The sequence below is a fragment of the Shewanella sp. genome (assembly GCF_048265805.1).
Taxonomy (GTDB): Bacteria; Pseudomonadota; Gammaproteobacteria; order Enterobacterales; family Shewanellaceae; genus Shewanella.
Window position 1 is genome coordinate 1 of the sequence record NZ_JBLXAT010000028.1, and the last position, 24,307, is coordinate 24,307.

The 24,307-nt window shown below is 50.4% G+C and carries 21 protein-coding genes; 10 read left to right on the forward strand and 11 right to left on the reverse strand.

Annotated elements, in window-relative coordinates:
• Positions 1-134 precede the first annotated feature (134 nt).
• Entirely contained in the window at positions 135-1,319 is a 1,185-nt protein-coding gene (locus ACN0TT_RS16550) for an MFS transporter (protein ID WP_417763252.1), read from the reverse strand.
• 394 nt (positions 1,320-1,713) lie between these two features.
• On the opposite strand from ACN0TT_RS16550, the gene ACN0TT_RS16555 reads away from it, so the two are divergent.
• From ACN0TT_RS16555 to ACN0TT_RS16575, 5 genes are all read left to right on the forward strand, one after another.
• Positions 1,714-2,451: a phosphatase PAP2 family protein gene (locus ACN0TT_RS16555; protein WP_417763253.1), complete on the forward strand. Its 738-nt coding sequence runs from the start codon at positions 1,714-1,716 to the stop codon at positions 2,449-2,451.
• Between the two features lie 205 nt (positions 2,452-2,656).
• Positions 2,657-4,078: a cell envelope integrity protein CreD gene (creD, locus tag ACN0TT_RS16560; protein WP_417763254.1), complete on the forward strand. Its 1,422-nt coding sequence runs from the start codon at positions 2,657-2,659 to the stop codon at positions 4,076-4,078.
• A gap of 102 nt (positions 4,079-4,180) precedes the next feature.
• Complete coding sequence (locus ACN0TT_RS16565; protein WP_417763255.1) at positions 4,181-4,459, forward strand: hypothetical protein; 279 nt, start codon at positions 4,181-4,183, stop codon at positions 4,457-4,459.
• A gap of 107 nt (positions 4,460-4,566) precedes the next feature.
• The gene (locus ACN0TT_RS16570; RefSeq protein ID WP_417763256.1) at positions 4,567-5,541 is read left to right on the forward strand and encodes an MBL fold metallo-hydrolase; all 975 of its coding nucleotides are present in this window, start codon (positions 4,567-4,569) and stop codon (positions 5,539-5,541) included.
• Between the two features lie 153 nt (positions 5,542-5,694).
• Complete coding sequence (locus ACN0TT_RS16575) at positions 5,695-6,498, forward strand: hypothetical protein (RefSeq protein ID WP_417763257.1); 804 nt, start codon at positions 5,695-5,697, stop codon at positions 6,496-6,498.
• A gap of 49 nt (positions 6,499-6,547) precedes the next feature.
• Here ACN0TT_RS16575 and ACN0TT_RS16580 read toward each other — a convergent pair whose 3' ends face one another.
• The gene (locus ACN0TT_RS16580) at positions 6,548-6,724 is read right to left on the reverse strand and encodes a hypothetical protein (protein ID WP_417763258.1); all 177 of its coding nucleotides are present in this window, start codon (positions 6,722-6,724) and stop codon (positions 6,548-6,550) included.
• An 84-nt stretch (positions 6,725-6,808) separates the two neighbouring features.
• On the opposite strand from ACN0TT_RS16580, the gene ampC reads away from it, so the two are divergent.
• Together ampC and ACN0TT_RS16590 are read left to right on the forward strand one after the other, a co-directional pair.
• Entirely contained in the window at positions 6,809-7,993 is a 1,185-nt protein-coding gene (gene ampC, locus ACN0TT_RS16585; RefSeq protein ID WP_417763259.1) for a class C beta-lactamase, read from the forward strand.
• 118 nt (positions 7,994-8,111) lie between these two features.
• The gene (locus ACN0TT_RS16590; protein ID WP_417763260.1) at positions 8,112-8,438 is read left to right on the forward strand and encodes a hypothetical protein; all 327 of its coding nucleotides are present in this window, start codon (positions 8,112-8,114) and stop codon (positions 8,436-8,438) included.
• 1,224 nt (positions 8,439-9,662) lie between these two features.
• Here the strand turns inward: ACN0TT_RS16590 and ACN0TT_RS16595 are convergent.
• The 6 genes from ACN0TT_RS16595 to ilvC form a co-directional block, all read right to left on the reverse strand.
• Positions 9,663-10,793 carry a pyridoxal-phosphate-dependent aminotransferase family protein gene (locus ACN0TT_RS16595; RefSeq protein ID WP_417763261.1) on the reverse strand — a complete coding sequence of 377 codons (1,131 nt, stop codon included), beginning with the start codon at positions 10,791-10,793 and terminating at the stop codon, positions 9,663-9,665.
• Between the two features lie 229 nt (positions 10,794-11,022).
• The gene (gene ilvA / locus ACN0TT_RS16600; protein ID WP_417763262.1) at positions 11,023-12,579 is read right to left on the reverse strand and encodes a threonine ammonia-lyase, biosynthetic; all 1,557 of its coding nucleotides are present in this window, start codon (positions 12,577-12,579) and stop codon (positions 11,023-11,025) included.
• A 1-nt stretch (position 12,580) separates the two neighbouring features.
• Positions 12,581-14,437: a dihydroxy-acid dehydratase gene (gene ilvD / locus ACN0TT_RS16605; RefSeq protein ID WP_417763263.1), complete on the reverse strand. Its 1,857-nt coding sequence runs from the start codon at positions 14,435-14,437 to the stop codon at positions 12,581-12,583.
• 56 nt (positions 14,438-14,493) lie between these two features.
• Entirely contained in the window at positions 14,494-14,751 is a 258-nt protein-coding gene (gene ilvM, locus ACN0TT_RS16610; RefSeq protein WP_417763264.1) for an acetolactate synthase 2 small subunit, read from the reverse strand.
• Between the two features lie 2 nt (positions 14,752-14,753).
• Positions 14,754-16,421 carry an acetolactate synthase 2 catalytic subunit gene (gene ilvG / locus ACN0TT_RS16615; RefSeq protein WP_417763265.1) on the reverse strand — a complete coding sequence of 556 codons (1,668 nt, stop codon included), beginning with the start codon at positions 16,419-16,421 and terminating at the stop codon, positions 14,754-14,756.
• 406 nt (positions 16,422-16,827) lie between these two features.
• Positions 16,828-18,309, reverse strand: a complete 1,482-nt coding sequence (gene ilvC / locus ACN0TT_RS16620; protein WP_417763266.1) for a ketol-acid reductoisomerase — start codon at positions 18,307-18,309, stop codon at positions 16,828-16,830.
• 156 nt (positions 18,310-18,465) lie between these two features.
• On the opposite strand from ilvC, the gene ilvY reads away from it, so the two are divergent.
• Positions 18,466-19,338 (forward strand): HTH-type transcriptional activator IlvY, encoded by an 873-nt coding sequence (ilvY, locus tag ACN0TT_RS16625; protein WP_417763267.1) that lies wholly within the window; start codon positions 18,466-18,468, stop codon positions 19,336-19,338.
• A gap of 4 nt (positions 19,339-19,342) precedes the next feature.
• Here the strand turns inward: ilvY and ACN0TT_RS16630 are convergent, their stop codons facing one another.
• Both ACN0TT_RS16630 and ACN0TT_RS16635 read right to left on the reverse strand, forming a co-directional pair.
• Positions 19,343-20,668, reverse strand: coding sequence for a hemolysin family protein (locus ACN0TT_RS16630; protein ID WP_417763268.1), 1,326 nt, complete (start codon positions 20,666-20,668; stop codon positions 19,343-19,345).
• A 297-nt stretch (positions 20,669-20,965) separates the two neighbouring features.
• Complete coding sequence (locus ACN0TT_RS16635; protein ID WP_417763269.1) at positions 20,966-21,199, reverse strand: hypothetical protein; 234 nt, start codon at positions 21,197-21,199, stop codon at positions 20,966-20,968.
• Between the two features lie 257 nt (positions 21,200-21,456).
• Between ACN0TT_RS16635 and ACN0TT_RS16640 the strand changes: the two genes are divergently transcribed.
• Positions 21,457-22,974 carry a YifB family Mg chelatase-like AAA ATPase gene (locus ACN0TT_RS16640; protein ID WP_417763270.1) on the forward strand — a complete coding sequence of 506 codons (1,518 nt, stop codon included), beginning with the start codon at positions 21,457-21,459 and terminating at the stop codon, positions 22,972-22,974.
• A gap of 11 nt (positions 22,975-22,985) precedes the next feature.
• On the opposite strand, the gene udp is transcribed toward ACN0TT_RS16640, so the two are convergent.
• Positions 22,986-23,744, reverse strand: coding sequence for a uridine phosphorylase (udp, locus tag ACN0TT_RS16645; RefSeq protein ID WP_417763271.1), 759 nt, complete (start codon positions 23,742-23,744; stop codon positions 22,986-22,988).
• A 319-nt stretch (positions 23,745-24,063) separates the two neighbouring features.
• Here udp and ACN0TT_RS16650 point away from each other — a divergent pair, with 319 nt between their 5' ends.
• Positions 24,064-24,288 carry a YdcH family protein gene (locus ACN0TT_RS16650; RefSeq protein WP_417763272.1) on the forward strand — a complete coding sequence of 75 codons (225 nt, stop codon included), beginning with the start codon at positions 24,064-24,066 and terminating at the stop codon, positions 24,286-24,288.
• Positions 24,289-24,307 lie beyond the last annotated feature (19 nt).

Consider the following 24,307-nt stretch of genomic DNA (forward strand, 5'->3'; position numbering starts at 1 on the left):
CATAGTGCCTCCGTTGAAAAAGGCACTATGTCAAAGTGTGGGTACTATTGGTATGTGGGGTTTATTAACCGCTTACACATCTACCGTGGTACTCATGAAGGCGCTTAAATAAGCGCCTTTTTCATAGACAAGGCTTAAATTGGTGCCACTGGCCGAGGGTGGCGCTGACCTTTACGCATCAACATCATCAAATACACCAGTGATACGCTGGCGATCATGATAAACAGCAAGCCATCGGAGAATTTTTCCATCAGCATGGAGGTCAGTGACGGCCCCACTAAACTACCGACGGTGTAACTCAACAGCAGCGCTTGGTTCATGGCCACCAGCTGATGTTGAGCCACTTTTTCACATGCCCATGCCATCGCTACTGGATACAAAGTAAAACCCGCTGCACCTAAAATAAACAAGGCTGGCATTAACGCCGCATGCACCAGCATTGCCAGCGAGCCGAGGATCACCACAAACACTTGCACACGTAGCACCAGCAGACGGCCATAACGGTCAGCCAATTTGCCAATCGGCCATTGCCCAGCGATACCCGCACTGATCAGCAGCGCCATCCAGAAGCCAACATTAGCATCGTCCATCCCTAAGTGGTTCAGATACAGCGGCATCAAACCATACATAGAGCCGAGCACAATGCCGGAAATCACACAACCGTGCACACCTAAACGAGACTTGCGCAAACGCAGCATTAACCACATATGGCTGGCTTGTTGCGGCCGTTGTTGCTGATTGACTATGCGGGTAAACAGCAATGGCAATACTGAACACAACACCAACGTAATCGCCCATGGCAACACACTCATTAGCTCGGTAGAGACTTTGGTCAGCAGCAGTTGACCCACTACAGTGCCACAGTAATACACCATCATGTACGCCGCCAATAGCCGACCGCGATTGCGTGAAGTACCACTGCACATCAGTGCACTTTCAACGATCACCCACACCATGGCGCAACCAACGCCAGCCACAAAACGCCAGAGAAACCAGCTGTAAAAACCTGTCATAATACCTAGGCCAACACAGCCGATAGCAAAGGTCATCGAGGCCACATAATAGCTACGATTAAAACCTAACCGCTGAATCAAATGCCCCGCTAGCAAGGTGCCGAGCAAGTTACCAGCAAAATATGACGAGCTCACCATACCTACCTGCCAAGTGGCCATTTGTTCACGCGCCAACCACAAAGGTACTAAGGTATTGAGCGCCGCAATAGACAAGGTCAGTAGTAGCAAACCACTGAGCAACAACAGCACTGGCCGAGTATAAATTGACATGGTGATTAATCGAAATGTACAAAAAAGTGCGCGCATTATTCCACCGGAATAACGACTGTCAATCGGCCTATTTGGCGCAAAAATGGCCGTTAATTAGCATCGGTTGAAAAAAATCATCGAAGCCATGCTAGACAATGATTATCACATTGAAAAATAATGATTTTATAAAGTTAACACACTGTTGTTTTTATTAGAGTTTGATAAAAAATTTCACCGATATATTTTTTCATATCAATGTATAAAAACACATATAACTCAGTAACCTGCGAGCTAAATCACACCTTTTTTGTCACATTAGCTTTTTGCAGTCCTGCACGACATTTGCGACCATAACAGCTCACGCTGGTTTAGCATCTCAAGCTTTGCTCATTGTGGTGATAACCCGCTGAACCTCGGCCTCCCCCATAACCCACAGTGTCTAGGACGGTGTATGCGTACAGATCTCCCTGCTAACCAATGGTTACTGCTCAGTTGGGGCTTGCTACTGCTACCGCCACTACTCCTGTTTAGTACGGGGGTATCGTTATTTCCTTGGTTGGATCTCAGCAGCTCATTGGCCAACCTCAACTACGCCATCACAATGACCGGTACTCGCCCTTGGGGTATCGTCACTAGCGCGGTAGTGCTACTGCTCATCTGGCGGCTCATTCCTGCGCCGCAACGCGGGCCGATGTTGCTGGCGACCTTACTGGCGTTGGGGCTCAATCTAATCGTCAGCCACGGCTTAAAAAATCTGTTTCAAGAGTCGCGCCCCTATGTGGAATACCTCGCCAATCACGGCCTGTTAGATTTATCCCAGTTTTACGCCAGCGATACTGCAGCGCGCAGCACCCTGCTGCATGGCCTAGCACTGGAGCAACTGCCACAGCCGCTCTCCAGTTTGGTGTGGCAACAGTGGCAGTTTGAAACTGGCTATTCCTTTCCCTCAGGTCATACCCTGTTTAGCTGCACCTTGGCTTTGTGCGGTTGTTATGCCTTGCTGCCACAACAGCGCTTTGGTTGGGCATTTTTGCTCATCGCGTGGGCGTGGTGGGTGAGTATAAGCCGCATACTGCTGGGAATGCACTGGCCGGCGGATGTGCTGGTATCAGCGCTACTGTCGGGCGTGATTGTGTGGTGTAGCCAAGTACTGATACAACGCTTATTACGCCGTAAAGTACGCAACTAAATTCCCCTGCCATATTTTTGCCACAATTGACCCGCAGATTGCCACAGCAGTCGGCGCCTAATCCTGCTCTAATCTAGGGGCTGTTTATGGAGAATGACTACACGGCACATCACCTGCCTTGCCTAAATCACGCTCTGTCTGCTGTAAAAACAACCAGCAAAGATAAACAGCCCCTAGCGGTTATTTTTACTAAAGGATTAGCACTATGTTGGACATAGCATCGTCATTGACCTTACTCGTAACCTTGGCCGTGATTGCCGGCTGTGGATACCTCATTTATCAAAGCACTAATAAAAACAAAGCGCCGCTCGAAGGCGCTGCCTTATATCGGGCCCAACTTACAGTACGTCTCTGTATTCTGGTGGGATTAGGGCTAGTATCATTGGTGCCGCTGGGGCTAATCCAATCGGTCAGTAATGAGCGCGCCGAGCTACATCAGCAAGTGGTTAAAGAAATCGGCCAAAGCTGGGGCAGCCAACAAACCCTCGGCGGGCCCGCGTTAGTGATCCCTTATCAATATGAAAAATTCACCGAAACTAAGGTCGATGGCAAAGTCGAACGCCAACGGCAAGTGTTTGATGATGAAGTGGTGATCCTGCCATACAAGCTGACGCTAGATGCCGACTTGCAACATCAATTTCGTACCCGCGGTATTTATCAGTCATTGGTGTATCAGGGCGATATCAGCGGCGAAGCCGAGTTTGTTATCGACAAACCCGACATGGCGAACTTAGTCAAATGGGATATCAGCCATGCCCGTATTGTGTTTGGCGTATCGGATAACCAAGCCATTGAGCAAGTTACTCGCTTTAATTTAGCAAATGAGCAGCAAATGCCAACGCTCGATTCTGGCACCCAGTTACCCAATATCTACGGCATGACTACCGGCTTCCAACGCCGCATAGCCCTTGCGCCTAACCAATATCAATTCACGCTGTCTTATGCGTTAACGCTACGGGGTTCTGAAGGGCTAAACATTCTGCCACTGGGCGATTCCAGCCATATCCACATTAAAGCCGATTGGCCGCACCCCAGCTTTAAAGGCTATCTGCCAGCCAGCCGCACAATGACAGATTCAGCCTTTGACGCAACGTGGAACATTAGCCACCTGACCCGCAACTATCCGCAGGTATTTAGCGCTAACGTTGAACGTGGTGTCACTGAAGTGATTGCCAACGTCACGCTATTCGAACCGGTCACGCACTACGGCAAAATCGAACGCTCACTGAAATACGGCATTCTGTTTATTTTGCTGACCTACATCATGCTGCTGATTTTTGAATTGGGGCAAAAGTCGCGGCTATCAACGGTGCAATATCTGTTGGTGGGTTGTGCGATGTGTCTGTTTTACCTGTTGCTGTTATCGCTGTCGGAACATATGGCGTTTTTATCTGCCTACATTGCCGCCGCAGCCGTACCGCTATTGTCGATTCCGCTGTACGTCGCGAGTGCCAGCCGCAGTAAACGCCAAGGCGGCGTAATGCTAATGATGCTGACAGCGCTCTATGCCGTGCTCTACTCCATCCTCCAGTTGGAAGACTACGCCCTGCTAATGGGGACAGGCTTGCTGGTCGTGATCCTGCTGATTTTGATGTACCTCACCCGCCATCAAGCGGAGCACACGTAACGAGTTCACTTGGAAAATCCCACTTGGACAAGGAAGTCCGTTTTTTTAACGATTAACCCAGCCAATGGTTCAGCGCTGTTGGTACTTAACGAGATAACAACCATGATCAGAATGCTTAGCAATGCCACTGGCACCATTTTTGGCAATCCCAACTGTTGGTGTTTAGAACCACCAGCTGACAGAGTGTTACCCAGCAGCCAACGGCAGATCCAACTGGAGATTGTGGGAGAGGAGCGGCAAGGCTATTACTTAGTCATCAGCCCGCAAGGATTTTTCACCGCCGATGCCGCTTACGCCACACTGCAACAAGCCAAAGCCGCAGCACAAGGGCTGTTTGGTTTAGATGAGCAAGACTGGCAGTTGATCAGCAGCAAACATTAAGTTAATAGCAATGTGCTGTTTATATATTACTGATAATGCATATAACTTTGCTTTTACGGCGTGACGGCGCACAATAGCTGTCACTCGTATTTACAAGGAGTTATACCATGTCGACGCTTTCACGCCAGGTAACCACGGTTTTATTTGCCACAGCTTTACTGCACGCCCCATTAAGCTTTGCTCAAAATGAACCACACTTGCTCAGCCAACAAGCCGGTGGCTACACCGTGCAAATTGGTAAAGTACGGGTAACGGCCCTCAACGACGGCACGGTGCCACAAGATGCTAAAAACTTACTGCGCAATATTAGCCAAGCGCAGATCGATAAGCAGTTGGCGTATAACTTCCAAAGCAATCCGGTAGAGGGCTCCATTAATGCCTATTTGATCCAACTGCCACAACATACTGTGCTGGTTGATACCGGCGCGGGTCAGATGTTTGGCCCAGACAAAGGCGGTAAGGTACTGGCCGATTTAGCGGCTATCGGCATCAAACCAGCGGATATTACCGATGTACTACTTACCCACTCACATTCAGATCATACCGGTGGCCTGATCAAAGATGGTAAGCCAGTATTTACTAACGCCACCATCCATGTGGGCAAACCCGATATCGATTTCTTCTTTGATAATGAACAGATGAAGAACTCACCTTATGGTCAAGGTTATTTTGATGGTGCCCGTACCACGCTCAAACCTTATCTTGATGCAAAACAGGTCAAAACCTTCAGCGGTAGCGAGCAAGTATTGCCTGGCATTACTGCCACCGTGCATCCTGGTCATACCCCCGGCGCCGCGTTTTATCGCTTAGATAGCGAAGGTGAAAGCATCACCTTTATTGGCGATATCATCCATATCGCCGCAGTGCAATTTGCTAACCCGAAAGTGACCATTATTTACGACCAAGATCAGTCTAAAGCGCAAGCGGTACGTAGCAATGCGTTTGCTGAATTTGCTAAAGACGGCGAACTGGTCGCAGGCCCACACTTAGCCTTCCCGGGTATTGGCCACCTGCGTAGCAACGGTAGTGGTTATGAATGGATACCAATCGACTACGTCAATCGCGCTACCAGCGCCAAATAATCTTATTTACGCAGTAAAGTAAGGGCTCACATTGAGCCCTTACTTTTTGGCAACGGCGTGCAAATCTCCCCCTCCCGTTTAAATCAGCATTGGGTTATGATGATTACCCCGCAGCAGCTAAGGACAGCCGAATGCATCGCTAGGTGAACAACTATGGATCAGTTATCAATGCTTATTAACGCCCTGCCCGCAGAGCAAAAGAGTTACCAACATCGGCCGTCAACCTCCCTTACCTGCAGCTTTGGTATTCCCTCTAGTGCCGAAGAAGCAGGGCGGCCACTCACGAGTCTGGCGGCTGGCTGTACTGGCTTTGAGTTTGTATTAGGTGAGCGAGGTCTGCCGTTAGTCACGGCATTTGCCGCATCGGACTTTCCCGCGCAAACTGAACGATTAGCCGTGGGATATTGCAGCTATAATCCGCAGTACGATCAGCGCGATTTACGCCCATTAATCAACGCACTAAGCCAAACCGAATTTCCCAAACTCAAACTACTCTACTTAGGTGACTACTTTCTGTATGTTAACGGCCCAGGTGCCACGGGCTGGCTCGGCGATGTGACGCCCATACTCAACCACTCGCCTGCGTTACAATATTTATCTTTAGTGGGTAATTTTAGCCTGACAACCAACCTGAGTTTACCCGAATTGACCGAGTTATCCGTAGAGTTAGATGACTATCAATCTAGCCTCAACCGCGGCCCTATCAGCGATGAAACCTTAACCTACCTGCTCAGCAGTCACTTTTCGAAACTGGAACAGGTGTTTCTCGACTTATCCATTGATGCCAATGTGGATACAGATTACAGCTTGCCAGATATATTTCTGCAGGGTAGCCGCATGCCCGCGTTACGTAAGCTAGAAATCACCGGCCAATATAAAGCTGGCGAGCTAGACAAACTAGCGGCTAGCCCGCTGTGCCAACGTGACGGCTTCAAGCTTATTTTTGAGGATGACTAAGTTAACGAGCATATGCTAACAGCGCATGCTCAACACGTTATAAAGTGCGCTAGTCAGCAGCCTTGGCTATCTCTTCAGGCTTGAGCTTGATATTGCCATGTACCATGGCACTGTAAAAAATAGCACCACACTTTGGCAGCGCCATCAGCCCCAAAAATCCAGCCGCGAGCATGATGTGCGGCTCTTGTAACAGCACCGCTCCGCCGCAGATAAGCCACAGCAGCACTTTACCGCCTCGCTCTAAATAAGCTGTTACTCACCCAGCAGCTAAGTTATGGTTAAGCCAACATTGATTACTTGCTAGGCCACCATGTCAGCGCTATCTCACACTATCGCTTACCGTTCTCGGTTTATTGGGCTTATCGCTAGCGCGTTACTCTCTATGCAGGTGATAGCGAGCGACGGTGAACAACCTAAGCAACTGCAGCAGATAGTTAATGCCGCAGTGACACCCGTGATGCAGCAATACCAAATTCCCGGAATGGCGGTGGCCATTACTTACCAAGGGCAAGCGAGCTACTTTAACTTTGGCGTGGCTTCGCTAGCACAACAAACGCCCGTCACCTCCGATACAATTTTTGAGTTGGGTTCGGTCAGTAAAACCTTTAATGCGCTGCTCGCGGGTTACGCGATTGACCAAGGAAAAATTGAACTAACTGCGCACCCTAGCCATTACTGGCCAGCACTCAAAGGCAGCGCGATTGATAATGCGACCATGCTGCAACTGGCAACCTATAGCGCTGGCGGCTTGCCGTTACAATTCCCTGATAGCGTAAAAGATAACGCTGACATGTTGCATTATTTTCAACAGTGGCAACCCACTACCACCATGGGCGAGCAACGCCAGTACTCCAATCCAAGCATTGCCTTATTTGGCTATCTGGCCAGTCGCGCTTTGGGCGATGATTTTTCCAACTTAATCACCAATCAACTGCTACCCGCCTTTGGGCTACACCATACCTATGTTGAAGTGCCCGCTGCGGCGCAGCAACAGTACGCTTGGGGCTATAACCAACAGCTACAGCCGGTGCATGTAAATCCTGCGGTATTAGATGCCGAAGCTTATGGCATTAAATCCACCGCAACAGACATGCTCAGATATGTGCAATTGCAGCTAGATCCTTCAACACTGGCAGTCGCTTATCAGCATGCTATAGCCACCACGCAGGTGGGTTATTATCAGCTCGGTAAGATGCAACAAGGATTAGGCTGGGAACAATATCCCCACCCGGTGGCAGAGTCTGTGTTACTCGAAGGCAATAGCAGCGAGATGATTTTGCAGTCACGCGCCGTCAAACCAGTAGCAAGCCGCATCACGGGGGCGCGACTATTTAATAAAACCAGTTCAACCGGTGGTTTTGGCGCTTATGTGGTGTTTGTTCCGGAACATCAGCTTGGCATTGTACTGTTGGCTAACCGCTTTTATCCCAACACCGCCAGAGTCGAAATTGCGACACAGATAATGGCATGGTTTGACCAAGCAATTGATCAATAAGCAGAAGTATACAGCTCAACAGTAAATAGAGATGTCGGTTGGGATTTATCATTTACAACGGCTAGGGATAGATGCCATTATCGACATTCGAAAGTTATCGAGGTAGCCATCACCAACAATGACAGCCAACGAACTTGAGCAAGTACTACGTGTATTACACGCCAACTCACCCAAGGGCGTCGACCTTACGCGACTCGCACAGGCCAGCGACATCTCAGTCAAGCAGCTACAACAGTTCATTAAATCCCACCGCGAATATTTCGTGATTATGCCCGATAGCGACCGCTATCAAATCAACCGCTTTGGTCAACTAAAAGGCGATATTGCTGCCATAGTGCAACACTATCAGCGGCGCCATGTGAAATCTAAAACCGGTGGTTGGATCTGGTTAGCGGTGATTTTTACCACCAGCATGACCTTGTTCACTGCACTCCATAACCAGTAATTTTCCCCGCGTAACCGCCCCATTTTTGGCAGCAAATATCGAGCGTCAGCCGTTCACTAACGCCCGAGTTGCTTGCTGAGCATCGCATTGTGTTCCGACACCAACGTCAACAAAACACCCACCGATATCCGCAGTGCTGCACCACCATAGCCGCGACACACTAAAGCAAAGCCACCGTTTTAGCGGTAATTAATCGAGCGTCGATCATTAAAATATATAGATAATATCTTCGTACGCGTTAAATTATATATGCTATTGTTTTATATTTACTTTAAAATATTACAAATGGTTACATATAGGTAGTTACATCAATAAATCAAGAGTATCAAGCCAACCGTTGAAAGTATAAGAGTTAGTCAAATTACCCCGATTTGAGAGACTGCATGAAGGGCGTACCGTTACTGATGCAATGCGCTAGCTTCAGCCTAGTGATAACCAATACAACAACAATGCCTATGCCAAAGCGCGGCACCATCAACCGTAAGAGGTGACAAGAAAAACAAACCGAGGAGTGAGTGCTGGCCCGTGGTGATTTTTACCAGCGACATGTACCGTTTAACGCGTTACTGCACGCATCAATGACACCCTGTTTTCGATGCCAACCATGTAACGGTGGCGATGGACCACAAACAACATATCGCCCCAGATTGATAGATGGTGAGCCCGACTAACTAAGGGATTCACCATGAGGAGACAGGATGCTAATCGAATTGATGTTTGCCACTCTGGCACCAACGTTTGAATCACCTTGGGGGATGTTGCTTCTTGTCATGGCGAGCCGTTTGCAACTGACCACAGAGTTTAAACATCACTGTGCTATTGATGCACCACGAGAGGGATTTCCTTGCTGTAGCGGGACAATGGATCTTAGAGTCTAAGCTGACAAACACGGCAAAGTCATATCGTATGACTTGCAAACTACCAAATTACCCAGATACATCATTAGGGTGCTGTTAGGGGCTGTTGAACTTTTATGTTTGATGTTTGTTCAAATCAAACGCGTGATAAACACGGCGCGGCCAGCTTGCTTAGTCAACTAAGCAAGCTGGATGCAACAAAGTTCAGCCTGCGGTTTAATACATCAGAATATACCGACCGCTGCTTTAAGGTTCATGTAAAGTACCGCGGTGGCCCACGGCTGCTTACCGATGCCACAGAAAGTGAATGGGCAGCAAAGAATTAAAAAGCAGCTCAATGAGCTGCTTTTTAATGTTCAACGGCCACTTAGCCCAGCACTTCTTCCAGCGCCCGCAAACACAAGGCAACGTTCTCGCGGCGGGCGCCATAGCCCATCAAGCCGATACGCCATGCTTTACCAGCAAGATCGCCAAGACCCGCACCGATTTCAAGATTGTAGTCATTCAATAAACGGCTACGCACGGCGGCATCATCCACGCCCTCAGGAATATACACCGCGTTAAGTTGCGGTAAGCGCGATGCTTCATCCACCACAAACTTGATACCGAGTTTTTCTAAGCCGGTTTTAAGCAGTTGGTGCATGTCGCTATGGCGCTGCCAAGCGTGTTCTAGGCCTTCATCGGCCAGTTTGCGCAACGACTCATGCAGGGCATACAGCGCGTTAACTGGCGCGGTATGGTGGTAGCTGCGTTTGCCATTACCACTCCAATAGCCCATCACCAAAGATTGGTCGAGGAACCAGCTCTGTACCGGCGTTTTACGGGATTTGAGCTTAGCGACCGCTGCCACTGAAAACGATACGGGCGATAGGCCTGGCACGCACGACAAACATTTTTGGCTGCCAGAATAAATAGCATCAATGCCCCACTCATCCACCCGCAGCTCGACACCACCCAGCGAGGTCACGGAATCAACAATGCTCAGGCAACCGTGCTCCTTGGCAAGTGCACATAAGGTTTTAGCATCTGACAGCGCGCCAGTGGAGGTTTCTGCATGCACAAAGGCGAGGAATTTGGCATCGGGATGCGCGGCCAGCGCTTGCTGTACATCGGCGACATTAACCGGCTCGCCCCAAGGCGTATCAACCACCACCGCAGTCGCACCAATACGCTCGACGTTTTGGCGCATGCGCTCACCAAACACGCCGTTGCGGCAAACAATCACTTTTTCACTGGGTTCGACCAAGTTAACGAAACACGTTTCCATGCCTGCACTACCGGGAGCAGAAACAGCAATTGTCATTTCGTTTTTGGTTTGAAACGCATATTGGATCAGCGCTTTGAGTTCATCCATCATGCCGATAAATAACGGGTCGAGGTGACCCACCGTTGGCCGCGCTTGCGCCGCGAGCACTTCAGGGAAGATATCTGAAGGTCCGGGTCCCATCAAAATACGACGAGGGGGATTAAACGCTTGAATTTGCGGTGCGGCAATCATACGGGTCTCCTAGCTGCGAGGTTGATAGCTGTGCTCATCGTGAGCGATGCTACCGTGCGGCACGGTGCATTATTCTGCTCAGACACAAGCTTTGACCATATCACAGATGACTAATGGGCACTGCTCGGCTTTTGGCTAATTAACCGTAGTTTTACGCCCAAGAAAAAACCCCATACACCGAGCAAGCATTCGATATATGGGGCAAAAAGTAAGGAGGTTTTTTGGAAAGTTAACTTGGTCGATGCGCTAGAAATAGTTGATAGGCCGGACTGTTAGTTTCATCTTGATAGGCAAAACCCAACTCATCCAAGAAGGTCGCAAAGGCTGCATCATCGGCAGTGGGCACTTCAAAGCCAGCCAATACTTGACCAAAGGCCGCACCGTGGTTGCGATAATGGAATAGGCTGATGTTCCATTGGCTTTGCAGTGTTTGTAAAAACTGCAGCAAGGCGCCGGGATGCTCCGGAAACTCAAAACTAAACAGCCGCTCATGCAAGGCTTCTGGCGGTAAACCGCCCACCATGTAACGCACGTGCAGCTTAGCGGTTTCATCTTCGGTGAGATCTTGTACGGCAAAGCCATTGCTAACCAGCGACCGCACCAACTCATCCAGCTCGGGTTGGCCTTGGTTAACACGGATCCCCGCAAACACTACTGCGCGATCACGGCCGCTAAAGCGGTAGTTGAACTCGGTAATCGCCCGTTTGCCCAAGGTTTCACAAAACTGCAAAAATGCGCCCGGACGCTCCGGAATCGTCACAGCTAGCACTGCTTCTTTGTGCTCCCCCAACTCACAACGCTCTGACACATAACGCAAACTGTGAAAATTCACGTTGGCGCCGCTGAGAATAGCTGCCACTTTACGCTCTTCACCTTGGTGCTGAGCCATGTACTTTTTAAGCCCAGCCAGTGACAACCCGCCTGCAGGCTCGGCGATAGCGCGGGTGTCTTCAAAGATATCTTTGATAGCAGCGCAGATTTCATCGGACGTCACAGTGATGACTTCGTCAACGTACTCTTTGGCTAAGCGGAATGGCTCGGCACCAATGCGTTTTACTGCCACACCGTCGGCGAATAGACCAACTTGGTCGAGCGTTACCGCTTCCCCCGCCTCCATGGCCGCCTTCAAACAGGCGGCATCGACAGGTTCAACCCCCACGATGGTGACTTCCGGTTTCACCGCTTTGTAGTAAGCGGCAATACCGGCAATTAATCCACCACCGCCGACAGGGACAAACACCACATCGAGATCGCGTTGCTGTTGCAACATCTCTTGGGCGATGGTGCCCTGCCCAGCGATAACGGCTTCATCGTCAAATGGCGCGATATAGACCCGACCTTCGTCGCGCGCCAATGACATAGCGTATTCGTTTGCTTGATCGAAAGCTTGCCCGTGCAACACAACGTTGCCACCCAGCCGGCGTACCGCATCAACTTTAATATCTGGCGTCGTGCTCGGCATCACAATCACCGCGCTGATACCACGACTGGCGGCCGATAACGCCACCCCTTGTGCGTGGTTACCCGCCGAGGCACACACCACGCCGCAAGCGGCTTCTTCACTGCTTAACTCAGCAATGCGGTTATAGGCGCCGCGCAATTTAAATGAGTGCACTGGCTGCATATCTTCCCGCTTGAGGAACACATCACAGCCAAGCCGCGCCGACAGTTTTTTGAGGTTAGACAGCGGCGTCACTTTGGCAACGTCATAGACGCTGGATAGCAGAATTCGCTGCAAGTAATAGTTGGCCAGTGACAGTTGCGACTGGGACGCGAGCGCTAACATATTAATCCTCCAACATGGTGCGATCGCGTACGGCACCTTTATCAGCACTAGTCGCCATCAAGGCATAAGCTTTCAGTGCCAGCGATACTGGGCGTTGGCGTGATACCGGTTTCCACGCTTGCGCGCCTTTGGCTTCCATCGCCGCACGGCGACTCGCCAGCACGTCATCCGCCACTTTCAATGAGATAGCACGGCTTGGAATATCGATTTCGATGATGTCACCCGTTTCAATCAAGCCAATCTCACCACCTGCGGCCGCTTCTGGCGATACGTGACCGATAGACAAACCAGAGGTTCCGCCAGAGAAACGACCGTCAGTGATCAAGGCGCAAGCTTTACCTAAACCGCGAGATTTCAGGTAGCTGGTGGGGTACAGCATCTCTTGCATGCCGGGGCCACCTTTCGGGCCTTCGTAGCGGATCACCACCACATCACCAGCCACCACTTCGCCACCTAAGATGCCAGCCACAGAATCTTCTTGGCTCTCATATACGCGTGCTTTACCTGTGAATTTTAAAATGGATTCATCAACGCCAGCGGTTTTAACGATACAACCATTGGCGGCGATGTTACCGAACAATACGGCTAACCCCCCCTCTTGGCTAAAGGCGTGTTCGCGGTTACGGATACACCCGTTTTCGCGGTTATCGTCCAGCGATTCCCAGCGGCAATCTTGGCTGAACGCTACCGTGGTTGGAATACCGGCAGGACCTGCGCGGAAGAACTGTTTCACCGCTTCATCTTGGGTGGTCACTACATCGTATTTCGCCAATACTTCGGCCAGCGTGCCGCCATTAGCCGCCACATGCGGCACGTCAGTGTGTAGCAAACCAGCACGATCTAGCTCACCCAAAATACCCATAACGCCACCCGCGCGGTGCACATCTTCCATGTGATATAGCGGTGTCGATGGCGCCACTTTACACAGGTGTGGCACTTTACGACTCAACTGGTCGATGTTTTCCATGGTGAAGTCGACTTCCGCTTCCTGCGCTGCGGCCAACAAGTGCAGCACGGTATTAGAAGACCCGCCCATGGCGATATCTAATGTCATGGCGTTTTCAAACGCTTTGTAAGAGGCAATGTTGCGCGGTAATACGCTGTCATCATTCTGTTGATAGTAGCGTTTTGCCAGCGCCATTACGCGGCGACCCGCTTCTAAGAACAGTTCGCGGCGGTCGGCGTGCGTCGCCAGCATTGAGCCGTTGCCCGGCAGTGACAAGCCCAAGGCTTCGGTCAGACAGTTCATAGAGTTAGCGGTAAACATGCCAGAGCATGAGCCACAGGTTGGGCAGGCGCTACGTTCAATTTTTTCACTGTCTTCATCAGAGATACGATCATCGGCAGCGGCAACCATGGCATCAACCAAGTCAAGCTTGATCAGTTTATCGGACAGTTTGGTTTTCCCCGCTTCCATTGGGCCACCAGAGACAAACACCACCGGAATATTGAGGCGCAGCGCGGCCATCAGCATCCCCGGGGTGATTTTGTCGCAGTTGGAGATACACACCAGCGCATCGGCACAGTGGGCGTTAACCATGTATTCCACGCTATCGGCAATCAACTCGCGTGATGGCAGTGAGTACAGCATGCCGCCGTGTCCCATGGCGATGCCATCATCCACGGCAATGGTGTTGAACTCTTTGGCGATACCGCCCGCTTCTTCGATGGCGGATGCCACCAGCGAGCCCATATCCTTCAGGTGCACGTGCCCTGGGACAAATTGAGTGAATGAGTTAGCGATGGCGATGATCGGCTTACCAAAATCATTGTCTTTAACTCCGGTGGCACGCCACAGGGCGCGGGCTCCGGCCATATTGCGGCCTTCGGTACTGGTGGCAGAACGTAATTTCGGCATTGCTAACTTCCTTTATCTTTTAATGCGTTGTCGTGATGGCGGCGCAATGTTGCAGCTTAGGCACTCACGGTTTGTGACATAGCGGCTGGTGTGCTAACCACGCAATGCGTCACATCTAATAATTTTTCCAGTTGACGGCTGAGTAACTCGATGGCGCGTTCACTATCCACCGCCATGTGCAGTTGCAGGCTATTATTTTCCTGCGCGGTCATGTTCATGTGGCACACACGAAAACCACGATGGCGCACCACACGCAGCACACGTTCCAATACTTCAGGACGTTGTTCTAAGGTCAAATCCAACTGATGGATCATGGTTACGCCTCCAAATCTTCAATCATGTCACTGTTGGCTGCACCCGGTGGTACCAACGGCCAAACGTTAAACGCTTCATCAATTCGTACATGCAGCAGATATGCGCCGGGGGCATTGAGCATTTCGTCCAAGGCGCCTTCCACTTCAGCCGCTTGGGTGATTGTCCGTCCCGGAATATCAAACGCCGAGGCTAAAGTAACAAAGTCTGGGTTATCTGACAGGTTAGTTTCACTATAGCGCTCTTCAAAGAATAGCTGCTGCCACTGCTTCACCATACCCAAACGTTGGTTATCAATCAGCAGGATTTTAACTGGCAGCTGCCGCCGTTTGATGGTGGTCAACTCTTGCACATTCATCATGAATGAACCATCGCCAGACACCGCCACCACTTTGGCGTTGGGGCGAGAAATCTGCGCACCGATGGCAGCTGGCAAACCAAAGCCCATAGTGCCAAAGCCTGCGCTCGACAGATGGTCTTGCGGCTTACGGAACCACATGTGTTGCGCCACCCACATCTGATGCTGGCCGACGTCACAACTTACGACACTATCTTCTGGCAGTTTGTTGGCCAGTTGATTAAGCATTTTCGGGGCATAGATCAGCTCACCTGGACGGTCATAACGCCATGCATATTGCACGGCTAACTCGGCCAAGTACTGCTGCCATGGCGCGATATTCAATGCTTCCCCTAATTGTGGTAGCAGTTGGCACAACTCACCGTTCAGCATGACTTGCGGTTGCCGCAGTTTACCCTGCTCCGCCGCGTCGATATCCAAATGAATCACCTTGGCGTGAGGCGCGAATGTGTTGAGTTTGCCGGTGACACGGTCATCAAAGCGCGCGCCAACGGCCAGCAGCAAATCACATTCCTGCACTGCATGGTTAGCGGCTTGATTGCCATGCATGCCAAGCATACCTAAATAACTGGGAGTGGTTGGCGACACCGTCCCCAAGGCTTTTAAGGTACAGACCGACGGCATGCCAGTACGGGCAATAAAATCACGCAGTTCGGCTACTGCGCCAGCCATGCCCACACCACCGCCCACATACAGCATAGGTTGCTTAGCATGACGGATGAGCTCGTTAGCCGCGGCAATGGCGCTGTGGTCGATTGCGGCTTCGCTCGCTACGGCTTGCAGCGGCGTTTTGTATTCCAACTGTCCAACTTGGATATCTTTTGGAATATCCACCAGCACTGGGCCGGGGCGACCAGAGGCGGCAATCTCAAAGGCTCGATACAAGGTTGGGATCAGCTCATCACGGCTAGTGACCATAAAACTGTGTTTGGTGCAGGACAGGCTCATGCCCAGTACATCCATCTCTTGAAAGGCGTCGGTACCGATCACCTTTGAAGAAACTTGACCCGTAATAGCCACCACTGGGATGGAATCCATCATGGCATCCGCCAGCCCGGTGACGAGGTTGGTCGCGCCGGGGCCTGAAGTGGCAAAGCACACGCCGACGTTGCCGCTCGCTCTGGCATAACCCACCGCCGCAAATGCCGCGCCTTGTTCATGCCGACAGAGTAAGTGCTGTACCGCACTGCCATAGATTGCGTCGTAAATTGGCATGATGGCACCGCCAGGATAGCCAAATACCGTATCAACTCCATGGGCGGCCAGCACCTCAATGACTGCCTGACTACCGCTGATTGTCTGCCCTTGTTCCATTATTTACGTTCTCGTTTTGCCGTGTTACTCGCCCCAGAAAAGAAAAACCCCCGGTCCTTGCGGAGCGGGGGTTCGATGATTCTCAGGACCTTCAGGTCATCTTTCGCGCCATGAGCCACCCCCGCTGTGACCCAATAATCACTGCGATAATAATCACGAGGAGGAGGTTGAGGCTGTTGTTCATCGTTAGAAGACCGATTCCTGTTAATAAATCTGCTTAAGTGGTTTACGTTACATTTTGTCGCTCGCGCTAGTCGTGAGCGGAACAGTAAATAAGCAATATCACAAAGGCTTTTATGAACACAATAAAAAATTTGCGTAATCATTAAATTTTTTATTGTTTTGGTTCCCCGTTAGCCATAAATCTTCAACGGATGCCGCGAACGGCAACCCGTTGACTTAAACGTTAAGCATCCAAACTAATACGTTTCATATCAGTCATATAACCACGCAGTTCTTCACCGATATATTCCACATCGGTATTGCGGATAGCGCTATTCACTTCAATCAAACGACGGTTGTCTACTTCGTTAGACGTTTCTTTCAAACCGGCGCCCAACGCTTCTGGAGACAGTGCGTTGACGTAATCACGCAGCAATGGAATAGCCGCATGGTTGAACAGGTAGCAGCCGTATTCTGCCGTATCAGAAATCACCACGTTCATTTCATACAAGCGTTTACGCGCAATGGTATTTGCGATCAGCGGTGTTTCGTGCAGTGATTCATAGTAAGCCGACTCCTCGATGATGCCTGAAGCCACCATAGTATCGAACGCCAGTTCCACGCCTGCTTTGATCATGGCAACCAAGAAGATAGCTTTATCAAAATACTCTTGTTCATCGATGTGCTCATCACATTCTGGTGCTTGTTCAAAACCAGCGTTGTTGGTGTCTTCACGCCAGCCCAGCAGGTTTTTATCATCGTTGGCCCAGTCTTCCATCATCACGCGAGAGAATTCGCCACTGATGATGTCGTCCATATGTTTTTCAAACAATGGTTGCAGAATCTCTTTCAGCTCTTCAGCAATCTCAAATGCTTTGATTTTGGCAGGATTGCTCAGGCGATCCATCATGTTGGTGATACCGCCGTGTTTCAGCGCTTCAGTGATGGTTTCGTAGCCTTGTTGGATCAATTTTGCCGCATAGCCAGGTTCAACACCGTCAGCGACCATCTTGTCATAACCCAAAATCGCGCCAGTTTGTAGCATGCCGCACAGGATGGTTTGTTCACCCATCAAGTCAGATTTCACTTCTGCGATAAATGATGATTGCAGCACGCCCGCACGGTCACCACCAGTGGCGCTAGCGTAGGCTTTAGCGATTTCCAGACCATCACCATTCGGGTCATTTTCTGGGTGAACGGCGATCAGCGTTGGTACACCAAAGCCACGTTTGTATTCTTCACGTACTTCAGTACCTGGGCACTTAGGCGCCACCATCACTACCGTGATATCTGGGCGAACTTGCATCCCCTCTTCCACAATGTTGAAACCATGTGAGTATGACAGCACTGAATCTTGTTTCATCAGTGGCATTACCGCGCCAACCACTTTGCTGTGTTGCTTGTCTGGTGTCAGGTTCAGCACCATATCGGCAGTGGGGATCAACTCTTCAAAAGTGCCCACTTTAAAACCGTTTTCAGAAGCGCGTTTGAATGAGGCACGTTTTTCGGCAATCGCTTCTGGGCGCAGCGCGTAGGAGATATTCAATCCTGAATCGCGCATGTTTAAACCTTGGTTAAGACCTTGAGCACCACAACCGAGAATGACGATGTTCCAATCTTTGATATATTCACAGCCGTTAACAAACTCGCTGCGATCCATAAAACGACATTGTCCCAATTGCGCCAATTTTTCGCGCAAACTCAGTGTATTGAAGTAATTAGCCATGTGCTCACCTGTATCACAAAATTCTGTGGCCGAATCCCCCAAGGACGCGGCGATAACTCAATATAGCCGATGATAGTGATTGCTAAAATTGATATATTCGGCATACTGCATTGCAGATTTTGCAACGTGAAAAACGTTAAATGAGGATGGCTAACCATGGATATTCGCGCAATTCGGCTTTATCTCGATCTGTGTGAAACCTTGCACTTTGGCCAGACCGCCGCCAACTTGCATGTCAGCCCGTCCACCTTGAGCCGCGTGTTGCAACGTTTAGAGGAAGAAGTGGGCAGCAAGTTGATGGAGCGGGATAACCGCACTGTGGCGCTGACTCATGCGGGCAAACTGTTTCGCCAATATGCCCAAGATACGCAGCACCGCTGGTATCTGCTCAAACAGGAGCTGGACTCAGATAAAAACCTGCTGCGCGGCACGTTACAGATCTATTGTTCTGTGACGGCAGCCTATAGCCATCTGCCCGCACTCATTGATAAGTTTCGCCGTCAACAGCCGTTGGTGGATATCAGCCTCACTACTGGGGATGCCGCCAATGCGATGCGCGAACTGCAGAATCAACGCGCTGATATTGCCATTGCCGCGCTGCCAGAAGACTTTCCCCATCAGCTGCATTTCTCGCCCATCGGCAAAGTCGCCCTTTCAGTGATCGCCCCCGCCATTCAATGTCAACTGCAAAGCTTGTTAGATCAATCACCTATTCCGTGGGAAAAATTACCCTTTATTGTGCCCGACCATGGTCCCGGTCGCCTGCGAATGGAGCGGTGGTTTGCCGCCATGGGGATCAACGCCAAAATTTATGCGCAAGTGGGTGGCCATGAAGCCATTGTGCCGATGGTGGCATTAGGATGCGGTGTCAGTATTACCCCGCAAGTCGTGGTCAACAACAGCCCGATGATGGACCGCATTCGGCAACTGGAATCACCTATCGCCATCGCCCCATTTGAGCTGGGCTGTTGTTGCAAGAAAAAGCGTATGGAAGACCCATTGGTTAAGGCCTTCCTTGATGTGATTTAGCAGATTACAGCTTCTGTTCCAACTTCACTGGCACAATTTCATCGGCATTAATCCGCGTCACCAGTAGCTGATCGACTTTGTAGCTATCGATATCCACCACCTCAAACTTATAGCCAGCAAAATTCACTGCATCGGTACGTTTGGGAATTTTACGCAGCATGTACATCATAAAACCTGCCACGGTTTCGTAGTTTTGGCTCTGTGGAAACTCGTCAATATTTAAGGCGCGCATCACATCGCTGATCGGCGTTACCCCGTCGACTAGCCATGAGTTGGCATCACGCGCGACGATCTGCTCTTCACTTTCATGCAGCGACCAAGCACCCATTACCGCACTTTGTAGATCGTTTGAGGTCACAATCCCTACCACCAGCGCGTATTCGTTCATCACGATGGCAAAGTCGGTGCGCTGCTGACGGAAATATTCCATCGCTTCGGACATGCTCAGCGTATCAGGCACAATCAAACACGGGTGCACCAGCGAGGTGTCATGCAAGTCTATCGGCTTACCGTTAATGACACGTACCAGCAACTCTTTGGCATCTACATAGCCTTTGAGGTTATCCAGTGGGCCATCGCACACGACAAATTTACTGTACGGATGCACGCTGATCTTGGCTTTGATATCTTGCTCTGACTCCTGCTGGCGGAAGAAAATCAAACTCTCACGCGCCGTCATCGCTGAAGTCACACTCAAGGACTGCATCTCGAACACGTTTTCAATCATCTGTTGCTCACCCTTATCTAACACGCCAGCTTCCGCGCCCGCGTCCATAATGGCGTAGATATCATCAGAGGTGATTTCATCTTTACGCACCATAGGCACATGCAACAGCTTCATAATGGCACTGGCGAGGCTATCAAACAGCCAAACCAACGGACGCAGTAACGTAATACATACCAACATAGTGCCTACCAAATTGACCGCTATGCGCTCAGGCATCACCATCGCGACCCGTTTCGGCATGAGGTCCGCTATCAGAATGAACAAGCTAGTCACCAAAATAAACGATAACGCAAAGCTCAGCTGCCCTAACCACGGCTCGCCGATAAAGTGACCTAACATGCTAACAAAATACGGTGTAAAAGCTGATTCACCGACAATGCCGCCCATGATGGCAACAGCATTCAAACCTATCTGCACTACGGTAAAGAAATTGCCAGGCATCGCTTGCAGGGCCAGCACCTTTTCGGCGCGAAGGTCACCTTCATCTGCCATCTGTCGCAGTCTGATTTTACGTGCAGCCGCCAGCGCAATTTCCGACATAGAGAATAGACAGCTCACGCCTATTAACCCTACCACTAGTAGTACATTCTCTAAAAAACTCATACATCACCTGAAGTAAGCACAAGCCTGCATCTCTTCAGGCTTGCACAGCAATCATTTAAGTGGCGCGGACATTCACTGCAATGTTGCGGTTAGCGAATCGGCCTTAGTTACTTAGGAACATGTGCTTCATGTTAAATATCGACATGTGGCAACCGTCCCGAGCTAACAGGAGGAGGGAAACAAAAAACGAACACATTATAATCGGTTAACGTTTAAAAGATAGTTGACCTTAACCATCGCCATAAGCATAGCTACAAAAGATGAAGATGAGATGTCTGTAGCTAAACAATTGCTTGCTTAAGACTTAGGCAGTGCATCAATTTGGTGATAGCCCATCTCATTCAGTTGGTCATTCACGCAGTCCAGCAGATATTCACTTAACTCTTCTTTGGTGATCTCATCTTCCACGGCCATTTGGCGGCATACTTGCACCAGTTGTTGCACATCTGCAGCACTTGCCTCTGGTAACTCGTCATCAGCACTCACAAAACCGCTAACTACCAACAACGCCAATCCCAATAACGCTTTCATGTTTAATCCTTAAGATGAGTAGTTGCGCTACAACCACTGCTGTAGCACTGAAATCGACGCTAATCTAGCATTGCTGTTGCTGCTTGAATAACGAGAAATTTTTGCCGTCATTGTCAGAAAATTTGCTCAATAGTCGCCAAAATTAACGTCGCTTTTTTCAACAGCCAATTTGGCGTATCCTCAACTAGGCGTATTAGCCAACCAGCCTCGCGCTGCGTTAGTTAAATGAGTTTTACAACATAGACAAAGGAACTGTCATGGCAATAGCACGCGTAGCCACTCGCGCGGCAAACGGTGTCGATGCACCACCTGTATGGGTTGAAGCCCACCTCTCTAATGGATTACCGGCGTTTACCTTAGTCGGCTTACCGGAAACCTCTGTGCGTGAAGCGCGCGAACGTGTGCGCAGCGCCATTATCAACGCGGGCTTTGAGTTTCCGATGCGCCGCATCACCATCAACCTCGCACCCGCCGATCTGCCCAAACAAGGTGGCCGTTACGATCTGCCCATCGCCATTGGTATTTTGGCGGCGTCTGGGCAACTGCCCGTTAAGGCATTAGAAGGATTAGAATTTGTTGGTGAGCTAGCACTCACCGGCGAGATCCGCGGCTGTAGCGGTTTGCTGCCTGTGATTATTGAAGCCCGCAAAATTGCTGCTGGCTTAGTGATGCCGCAAGCGAACCGCACTGACGCCGAGCTGGTCGGTTATCAGCAGGTGTATTTGGCGGCGCATCTGCAACATATCGCCGCCTTCCTACACGGACAGCAAACGCTACCCAATATTCACGACTCGCCCAACTGGATCACACCACCCGCGCCAAATGTGGGTTGCATGAGTGAGGTCATCGGCCAGTATCAAGCCAAACAAGCGTTGGAGATCGCCGCGGCAGGCAACCACAACTTACTATTTTTAGGCCCGCCCGGCACTGGTAAATCAATGTTGGCGAGTCGCATCTTATCGCTATTACCACCGCTAGATTATGAGGAAGCGCTGCAAGTGTCGGCCATTCATTCCGTGGCAGGCATGCACCTTGAACCGCAGCAGTTTTATCAGCGGCCGTTTCGCTCACCGCATCACACCTGCTCGGCTGTTTCACTGGTCGGCGGCGGTGCAATACCTAAGCCGGGGGAGATTTCGTTGGCACATTTAGGGGTACTATTTTTAGATGAAATCGCTGAGTTTCCCCGCAAAGTGCTTGATTGCCTGCGTGAACCGATGGAAACCGGAGAGGTAATCATTTCTCGCGCGGCAGCCAAATTAAAATTCAACGCTAAGTTTCAGCTCGTCGCCGCGATGAATCCAAGCCCCTGCGGTGATTCCGGCCCAGAAAGCCGCGCGACACCGGAGCAGATCCGCCGTTACTTATCGCGTTTATCTGGCCCATTTATTGACCGCTTCGATCTCACGGTTGAAGTCCCCAAACTGCCACCGGGCACACTAACGGCAGACAGCGGTGATGGCGAAACCAGCGCCAGTATCGCCGAGCGCGTAGCACAGGCACGACAGCAGCAGTTGCAACGTGCAGGCAAACTCAATAGTGAGTTGTCAGGCAGCGAATTAAAGCAATCGGGCTTTGCCGCAGCAGATTTGGTGTTTTTGGAGCAGAGTGTAACGAAGTTAGGTTTGTCAGTGCGCAGTTTTCATCGCTTACAGCGGGTCGCACGTACCATTGCGGATTTGGCACAGTCACCTGCGGTAGAGCGACGCCATATCGCCCAAGCGCTGGGCTATCGCGCCATGGACAGGTTGCTCGCCAACCTGTCCAGACAATAATAGTAGCCGGCTTAGGCCAGTAGCTTACGTGCCGCCTCAACCACTACCGTGATCGCCTTGCTTTCGGTAGCTTTGATTATCGCTTCATCAGGGATCTCCTGCTGAGTACGGTTAACAATCACGCCAGCCACGCAGGCCGCGCGCCAACCTTGGCTGGCACACATGGTAAACAGCGTGGCGGATTCCATCTCATAGTTGAGTACGCCCAGTTCTTGCCAATGCTTGAGTGAACCTTGGAAACGTTGAGTCACACGGCCTGATACGGTGTCGTAACGCTCCTGCCCTGGGTAGAAAGTATCAGACGATGCGGTGATGCCCACATGTGGCTCAACACCTTGCGCGCGCGCGGCGGCAACCATGGCGGTAGTACAAGTAAAATCGGCTACGGCGGGATATTCCAGTGGCGCGAAATGCTGGCTGGCGCCGTCTAAACGCACAGAGGCTTGCGACACAATCAAGTCACCAACATTAACTTTGGTTTGAATGGCACCGGTGGTACCAATGCGCAGGAAGGTATTAATGCCCAGTTGTGCCAACTCTTCCACCGCGATAGAAGTTGATGGACCACCAATCCCAGTTGAGCAGATCACCACAGCTTGACCATCTAGCTTGCCAACATAAGAGGTAAATTCACGGTGGCTCGCCAGAAATACTGGCTCGTCTAACAAATTGGCAATGCGTTTAACACGTTCTGGATCGCCGGGAATAATGGCCAAGCTGGCACCGTTAAGCATGTCGCGGGTAAGGCCTAAGTGAAACACGTCCGCCATAAAGTCAACCTTTTCAATACATTAAAAAATAAAACGCTGATATCAGCGTGGCAAAGAGTAAGATTACCCCATTTGCCAAAGCGACGCCATTGACCACATATAAAAACGTACGTTTTTCAGATCAAACAATAGCAACTGTGACAAGGGGAATAGTGCAATTAAACGGCAGTGCGATTACAGTTTGATTATCGCCTGTGTCGCCTTGGGTAAACCCAGCGTAACGGCATGCACTGATATCTTGGGCGCACTCACCCTATTGATAGCAACGCGGGCGATAACTGCGTAAGCGTCACTTCCAATGAATATTAAGGAGTAGCCTATGTTTTCCGAATACCGCGCGTTGGTTGATCAGTTAAAAGCCGACGACAGCGAGTTCCGTAAGCTGTTCAATGAACACGAACTACTTGATAAAGAGATCCACAAAGAGGAACGCCGCCTTGCCAGTGAATTCACTGCCGACCTAAAACAGATGAAGAAACGCAAGCTCGATTTAAAGCAGCAACTATTTGATAAATTGAAGGAACATCCCGCTTACAAGTCATAAAACAATAAGGGCGCCATTG